The sequence below is a fragment of the Vibrio sp. 10N.222.46.A1 genome (assembly GCF_041473595.1).
Classification (GTDB): Bacteria; Pseudomonadota; Gammaproteobacteria; order Enterobacterales; family Vibrionaceae; genus Vibrio; species Vibrio tasmaniensis_A.
On the sequence record NZ_JBFRSN010000571.1, the window covers coordinates 1 to 6,716 of the forward strand.

The 6,716-nt window shown below is 43.0% G+C and carries 7 protein-coding genes; 3 read left to right on the top strand and 4 right to left on the bottom strand.

Annotated features, from left to right (window positions below):
- Positions 1 to 69 precede the first annotated feature (69 nt).
- From AB4496_RS16185 to AB4496_RS16200, 4 genes are all read right to left on the bottom strand, one after another.
- Positions 70 to 1,428 (bottom strand): AmpG family muropeptide MFS transporter, encoded by a 1,359-nt coding sequence (locus AB4496_RS16185; RefSeq protein WP_009848366.1) that lies wholly within the window; start codon positions 1,426 to 1,428, stop codon positions 70 to 72.
- A gap of 51 nt (positions 1,429 to 1,479) precedes the next feature.
- Entirely contained in the window at positions 1,480 to 2,028 is a 549-nt protein-coding gene (locus AB4496_RS16190) for a peptidylprolyl isomerase (protein ID WP_009848367.1), read from the bottom strand.
- A complete protein-coding gene (locus AB4496_RS16195; protein WP_009848368.1) occupies positions 2,028 to 2,597 on the bottom strand; it encodes a YajG family lipoprotein in 570 nt (189 codons plus the stop codon). The genes AB4496_RS16190 and AB4496_RS16195 overlap by 1 nt, the downstream gene beginning before the upstream one ends.
- 66 nt (positions 2,598 to 2,663) lie before the next feature.
- The gene (locus AB4496_RS16200) at positions 2,664 to 3,815 is read right to left on the bottom strand and encodes a class I SAM-dependent methyltransferase (protein ID WP_009848369.1); all 1,152 of its coding nucleotides are present in this window, start codon (positions 3,813 to 3,815) and stop codon (positions 2,664 to 2,666) included.
- A 174-nt stretch (positions 3,816 to 3,989) separates the two neighbouring features.
- Here AB4496_RS16200 and bolA point away from each other — a divergent pair, with 174 nt between their 5' ends.
- The 3 genes from bolA to AB4496_RS16215 all read left to right on the top strand — a co-directional run.
- Positions 3,990 to 4,298 (top strand): transcriptional regulator BolA, encoded by a 309-nt coding sequence (gene bolA, locus AB4496_RS16205; RefSeq protein ID WP_009848370.1) that lies wholly within the window; start codon positions 3,990 to 3,992, stop codon positions 4,296 to 4,298.
- A 519-nt stretch (positions 4,299 to 4,817) separates the two neighbouring features.
- Positions 4,818 to 6,158 carry a Na(+)-translocating NADH-quinone reductase subunit A gene (locus tag AB4496_RS16210; RefSeq protein ID WP_102258206.1) on the top strand — a complete coding sequence of 447 codons (1,341 nt, stop codon included), beginning with the start codon at positions 4,818 to 4,820 and terminating at the stop codon, positions 6,156 to 6,158.
- 5 nt (positions 6,159 to 6,163) lie between these two features.
- On the top strand, positions 6,164 to 6,716 hold a 553-nt coding region (locus tag AB4496_RS16215), incomplete at its 3' end, for an RnfABCDGE type electron transport complex subunit D (protein WP_372131365.1).

Sequence of the window (6,716 nt, forward strand, 5' to 3'; positions counted from 1 at the left end):
AAAATAGAAAATAGAAAAGAGAAGAGGGTAGCTCAATGCTCCCCTCTTCTCTTTTGCTTTCTTTTTCTTTTATTCGTGGTTGTTTTTCGCTTTTTCTAATAAATTAGTGAAAAAGTGGCGTAGCGAATAGAGCATGATCAAACTCGGAATCACCATTAATGACGTCAGTATAAAGAAGGTTGACCAATCATTGAGGTAATCGACGAGCTCGCCACTGAATGAAGCCAGTGTTGTTCTACCGAAATTGCCTAAGGATGCTAATAAGGCATATTGCGTTGCTGAGAAAGCTTGACCAGTCAGTAAGGTTAAGAAAGAGACAAATGCTACCGTCGAAAAGGCGGTTGTGAAGTTGTCGACAATGATAGTTGCCAAGAACAGAGTTTCACTAGGGCCTGCCTGAGCGATCCACGCAAACATTAGGTTGCTGGCTGCCATTGCGATGCCACCAATCATTAGCCCGCGTACAATACCGAATTTCACATTGAAGATACTGCCTAGCAAGGTGAAGAATATCGTCGCGCCCCAACCGATTAACTTAGAGTAGTGGCCAATCTGTTCATTGCTAAAGCCTATCTCTTTATAGAAGGTGATAGACATTCTACCCAAGAAGGCTTCACCTATCTTAAATAGGAACACAAACAGTAGAAGGGTGATGGCAACTTGAACTCCGTTTCGTTTGAAGAAATCATAAAACGGTTCTAGCACTGTAACGCTGAACCAAGCGACGACTTTTGAACCGACAACTCTGTTGTGACGTTGTTGTGCTTGCTCTTGCAATGCTTCACGTTGTGTATTGGGTTCTCCGACAAAAAGAGTAAACAGCATTAACACGACAACCACACCAGCCATACCGTAATACACACCATTCCAACCGATTGAGTCAGCATTGATAAAAGCAAGATAACCTGGAAGAGAATAGCCAGTCCACCATCCCATCACGGCCATTGCGGATGCTTGTGGCAACTTTGATGCTTCCGATTTTGGAAATGAATCAATACGGAAGGCATCTATTGCGACATCTTGAGTTGCTGAGGCGATAGCTATTCCGAGAGCAAGCATAGAGGTGAACATCAAGTCATTGGCTGGGTTTACTCCAGCAATGAACAGGGTACAGATCAATACCAAGCTTTGGCACAAGAATATCCAACTGCGTCGTTGGCCTAATATCGCGTGTAAAACTGGCAGTTTGACTCGGTCTACCAACGGTGCCCATAAAAAGTTAATAGCATAGACAGCAAACACACTGCCGAAATAACCGATCGCAGCACGAGTTAAACCGGCATCTTTTAGCCAACCAGACATGTTGGATCCAATCAGAACCCATGGGAAGCCACTCGAACAACCGAGCATAAACACCCAAAGTAGACGTTTGTCTAAGTAGCTGCGGAAAGTTTGCATCCAAGAAAGAGAGGGGGTGCCTGATGACATGGGGCGTCCTTGTATAGAAAACGCCCTTAAGAATAAGGGCGTTACATTGGATTACTTAAGAAGGGTCACTTTAGTGATGACGATTGGGTCGACAGGAATGTCTGACATGCGGCCCATTCGCTTGGTTGGAATTGTTGCCATCTTCTGAACAACGTCAAAACCATCGGTTACTTTACCAAACACAGCGTAACCAGGATTACCGCCTTTCGCGTTTAAGAAATCGTTGTCTGCAAAGTTAATGAAGAACTGGCGAGTTGCAGAATCTGGTGCATTGGTGCGAGCCATTGCGATCGTTGCAGTATCATTCTTCAGGCCATTACTGCCTTCATTTTTGATAGGCGCATAAGTTGCTAATTGCTTCATATCTTGATCGAAGCCACCACCCTGAGCCATAAAGCCCGGGATCACACGGTGAAACTGAGTGCCTTCGTAGCTACCGTCAGCAACATATTTCAGAAAGTTATCAACACTAACCGGTGCTTGCTCTTGGTTTAGCTCGATAGTGAAGCCGCCTAATGTTGTTTCTACGTTCACTTTAGGACCAGCCCAAACGCTCACGCTCACCAGCATCAATGCGATAGAAGATAGAATGCGCCCCATTAGAAACGTTCCTTCATGTAAGTTTGCAGCTCTTGGTCATTGGCAATCTCTTTAAGAACTAAGTCGATAACATCGTTTAGTACCATTGCGATATCGTCATTTGATGCACTTAATGCACCTGTGCGAGTTGCTGTACCATTGAATGTCTTAACTAGCTTGCCTTCAGGCGTTTCAGCGGTTACTTCAAGTGTTACTTTACCATCCATTTGGTTTTCCATGATGGTGTGCTTGACGGTAACAAGCGCTTCTTGAATCTCTAAAACAATTGAGTTTTCACTGTTTACGCTTGCACGAAAACCTTGAGACTCCAATTGTTGAGCAATAGCGTTTTCTAGAGAAATACGCATGTTTTGCTTAGCGTGAATTGGCTGAATGTTTGAACGGCCACTATCAACCAATGCAACATATTGAGCGGCACGAACATCTTTACTGGTTAGTGTGTATGTTTTGCCTTGTACAAGGTTGCTTGAGCTTAGTGAAGCTTCTGGCATTACGTTGATCTGTTCTTGCTGAGGGGCTGAACATGCTGTCAAAGCTAAAATAGAAGCAGCCAAAATCAGTTTTTTCATTCCTTTATCCTTTCTAAATTCACACCAGGAGCTCGGTATCTTAAATTCTTGTGACGTCATTTCTGCTTATTTATTAAAATTCGCAGGTTCTCTTGTTGCTTGTAATATCTCAAATTTCTGGTTCAGTTCAAGCGTTTCAACGTTTGCTTCACCAAATAGTCTTGCTAGTTTGACATCGTATCCGAGGTGTCGGTTACCAATAACAATTAATTTGCCTCCGTTGCTAAGAACATGCTTTGCATCACAGAACATTTGCCATGCAATGTGATCTGTAATCGCTTGTTGTTGGTGGAACGGAGGGTTACACATAACTAAGTAAGTGCTGTTTTTCTTAAAACCATCTAAACAGTTATTGGCGATGAACTGGAAATTACCTTCTTCGCCAAGGTTATCCTTAATATTTTGGCGCGCTGATTCCACTGCCATAAAGCTTTCATCAACACAGGTGATACGTGCTTGTGGGTTTAATTGCCCAGCTTTTACACTCAATACACCGTTGCCACAACCTAGGTCGATGATATGACGCAGTTCAGGATCTTGAGGGATGTGCTCTAGCATATAGCGAGCGCCTTGATCGAGTGCCTCGCCTGAGTAAACGTTCGGTAAATTTTTCAGGCGAATATCTTCACCGTCGACATCCCATTCAACAAAAGGTTCGACCGTTTGAAGCGGCTGACAATTTGGTGAAGAGAAAACCAAGCGATGTTTCTTCTTCGCTAGAGAAGTTTTGGTTTCACCTAGGTATTTTTCGAAAATATTAAGTGTAGATGTGTGGATGTCTTTTACTTTGTTTACACTGATGACTTGGCAGCCTTCTGGCAACGCTTGGCGTAGTTGGCTCAATTGCCATACTAGATGACGGTTTGTTTTCGGTAGTTGCATGATCACAAGGTCGATACCGTGTGGGATATCATCCATCGTATTCAGGAAGTTCACACGGTTACTTTGATTGCGCTGCAAGTTTTTTAGCGCACCGCGATGAGAGATAAACGAGTCGCTCATCATGGTGACATCATGATCTTTAGAGAACCATGCCGACAGGGCACCAAAGCTATCGTTCATGATCAGGATGTGTTTGCCAGGTTCAAGATTCATCTCTTCAACGTGACTAATAATGTATTCGTCGCCCGCATCCCAAGCTTGAAGGGTTTCATTTGAACGGTTGGGGAAACGATGTAAGGTCAAAGTTCTATCGAGAAGAGTAAGTTCGGTTTTCATAGCTTGAGATACTTATGTAAGAAATAACAAAGATATTGTCTCAAATGCAGCCTGAACAAGATAGAAAAAACTCAACCAAACCTAAGTCGTTCGTTATGAAATACTCAGACAGTCGACCAGTTAGGGTTTATACTTCCCCCACAGATAATGCCAATACGTTATTAAGGAATCATAATGATCCAAGAAGTTATCGAAACAAAATTGCACAATGAGTTTTCACCAAGTCATTTAAACGTGGTCAATGAGAGCTACATGCACAATGTTCCGGCTGGTTCTGAGAGTCATTTTAAAGTGATTGTTGTCAGCGATGCGTTTGAAGGCTTGCGCCTTATTGGTCGTCATCGAGCGGTAAATAAAGCACTTTCAGAAGAGCTAGCGAATAATATTCACGCACTATCTATTCACACTTATACAAAAGATGAATGGATGAAGCAACTCGATAACGTGCCAGACAGCCCTATGTGTATGGGCGGTGGTAAGTAATAAAACTAACTGATAGAAGAGGTGGCGATGCTGCCTTTTTTATCGCCAGGCTGATGTGTTTTTAGGGTTTATATCACTCAAATTGATGTCAAATTAGGCGTCTTTAAATACCCACAATGAGTAATGTTTTTATTAACAGTGTTTCAACATAACTCGTAAAATATTAGTTTGTGACAGAGTATTAATCTCTTGTTTAAAACACGATTCAAAAGCCATTTTATCTGTGCGGCTCGTCAAATTTATACATATTTGAGAGTCCATATGCTTCAAATCTCACCAAATTAAGGCCGTATTCAAGTTATTGGTCATGGCATCAAGTTGTCAAAAAATGCTAGAATACGGCACCTGATAAATCTCACATAATCTTTGTGATGAGTTTATTAATGTAATGTTGCGATTTTGGTATCTCTAATTTACCAAAACCGGACACTGTAATGTCGTGTCTAAGGGCGATTTTAAAACGTCCCGAATTTACGCAATTAAAAGAATCTTTTTCCCGATAAAGTAGTGCAAGTGCGTATGATTACAATAAAGAAGGGTTTGGATCTTCCTATCGCAGGAACTCCATCCCAGGTGATTAATGATGGTAAGTCCATCACTAAAGTCGCCTTGCTTGGCGAAGAGTACGTTGGTATGCGTCCTACGATGCATGCTCGCGTTGGTGATGAAGTGAAGAAAGGCCAAGTTCTTTTTGCAGATAAAAAGAACCCAGGTGTTGTATTTACTTCTCCAGCAAGCGGTAAAGTTATTGAAGTGAACCGTGGTGCTAAGCGTGTTCTTCAATCAGTAGTGATTGAAGTAGCAGGCAATGAGCAAATCACGTTCAATAGCTATGAAGCTAACCAACTAGTAAGTCTTGACCGTGAAACGGTTAAAACTCAGTTAGTTGAGTCTGGCGCATGGACCGCTTTGCGAACTCGTCCGTTCAGCAAGGTTCCAGCAGTTGATTCTGAAACTCAGGCTATTTTCGTTACTGCTATGGATACTAATCCGCTAGCAGCTGAGCCAGAATTAATCATTAACGAGCAGTCTGATGCTTTCGTTGCTGGTTTAGATCTTCTTTCAACTCTGACTAACGGTAAAGTGTACGTTTGTAAAAAAGGTACTAGCTTACCTCGTTCAGCTCAGTCTAACGTTGAAGAACATGTTTTTGATGGCCCACACCCTGCAGGTCTTGCAGGCACGCATGTGCATTACCTATATCCGGTAAATGCACAAAATGTAGCGTGGAGCATTAACTACCAAGATGTTATCGCATTCGGTAAGCTTTTCCTTACTGGTGAGATTTACTCTGAGCGTGTTGTTTCTCTGGCTGGTCCAGTGGTGAATAACCCACGTCTAGTTCGTACTCAAATTGGTGCTAGCCTTGAAGAGTTGACAGACAGCGAGTTAATGCCAGGCGAAGTTCGTGTGATTTCTGGTTCTGTACTTACGGGTACTGAAGCAACAGGTCCACATGCTTTCCTTGGTCGTTACCATCAGCAAGTTTCTGTTCTACGTGAAGGTCGTGATAAAGAGCTATTCGGCTGGGCTATGCCTGGTAAGAACAAGTTCTCTGTTACTCGTTCATTCCTTGGTCACCTGTTTAAAGGTCAGTTGTTCAACATGACAACGACGACAAACGGTAGTGACCGCTCAATGGTTCCAATTGGTAACTACGAGCGCGTAATGCCTCTAGATATGGAACCTACATTGCTGCTTCGTGATCTATGTGCAGGCGACATTGATAGTGCTCAAGCACTTGGTGCGCTAGAACTAGACGAAGAAGATGTAGCATTGTGTACCTTTGTATGTCCAGGTAAGTACGAGTACGGTCAACTACTTCGTGAATGCCTAGATACGATTGAGAAGGAAGGGTAATTTTCATGGGCCTTAAAAAGTTTCTTGAAGACATCGAGCATCATTTTGAGCCAGGTGGTAAACACGAGAAGTGGTTTGCGCTTTACGAAGCAGCAGCGACAGTGTTTTACACGCCAGGTCTTATCACAAAGAAAAGCTCACACGTTCGTGATAGCGTTGATTTAAAACGTATCATGATCATGGTTTGGTTCGCGGTATTCCCAGCAATGTTCTGGGGTATGTACAACGCGGGTGGCCAAGCTATCGCTGCACTTAACCATATGTACGCAGGCGCTGAACTAGCATCTGTTATCAGTGGTAACTGGCACTACTGGCTAACCGAAATGCTTGGAGCCTCCTTAGGGCCCGATGCAGGTGTTGGCAGCAAGATGCTACTTGGTGCTACATACTTCCTACCTATCTACGCAACGGTATTCATCGTTGGTGGTTTCTGGGAAGTTCTGTTCTGTATGGTGCGTAAGCACGAAGTAAACGAAGGTTTCTTTGTTACTTCTATCTTATTTGCGCTTATCGTTCCGCCAACGCTTCCTCTATGGCAAGCAGCACTAGGTATTACCT

What these genes read in the sequence shown, in the direction of transcription:
- AB4496_RS16185 (WP_009848366.1), bottom strand. Translation starts at nt 1,428, where the DNA reads ATGTCATCAGGCACCCCCTCTCTTTCTTGGATGCAAACTTTCCGCAGC.
- AB4496_RS16200 (WP_009848369.1), bottom strand. Translation starts at nt 3,815, where the DNA reads ATGAAAACCGAACTTACTCTTCTCGATAGAACTTTGACCTTACATCGT.
- AB4496_RS16190 (WP_009848367.1), bottom strand. Translation starts at nt 2,028, where the DNA reads ATGGGGCGCATTCTATCTTCTATCGCATTGATGCTGGTGAGCGTGAGC.
- AB4496_RS16195 (WP_009848368.1), bottom strand. Translation starts at nt 2,597, where the DNA reads ATGAAAAAACTGATTTTGGCTGCTTCTATTTTAGCTTTGACAGCATGT.
- bolA (WP_009848370.1), top strand. Translation starts at nt 3,990, where the DNA reads ATGATCCAAGAAGTTATCGAAACAAAATTGCACAATGAGTTTTCACCA.
- AB4496_RS16210 (WP_102258206.1), top strand. Translation starts at nt 4,818, where the DNA reads ATGATTACAATAAAGAAGGGTTTGGATCTTCCTATCGCAGGAACTCCA.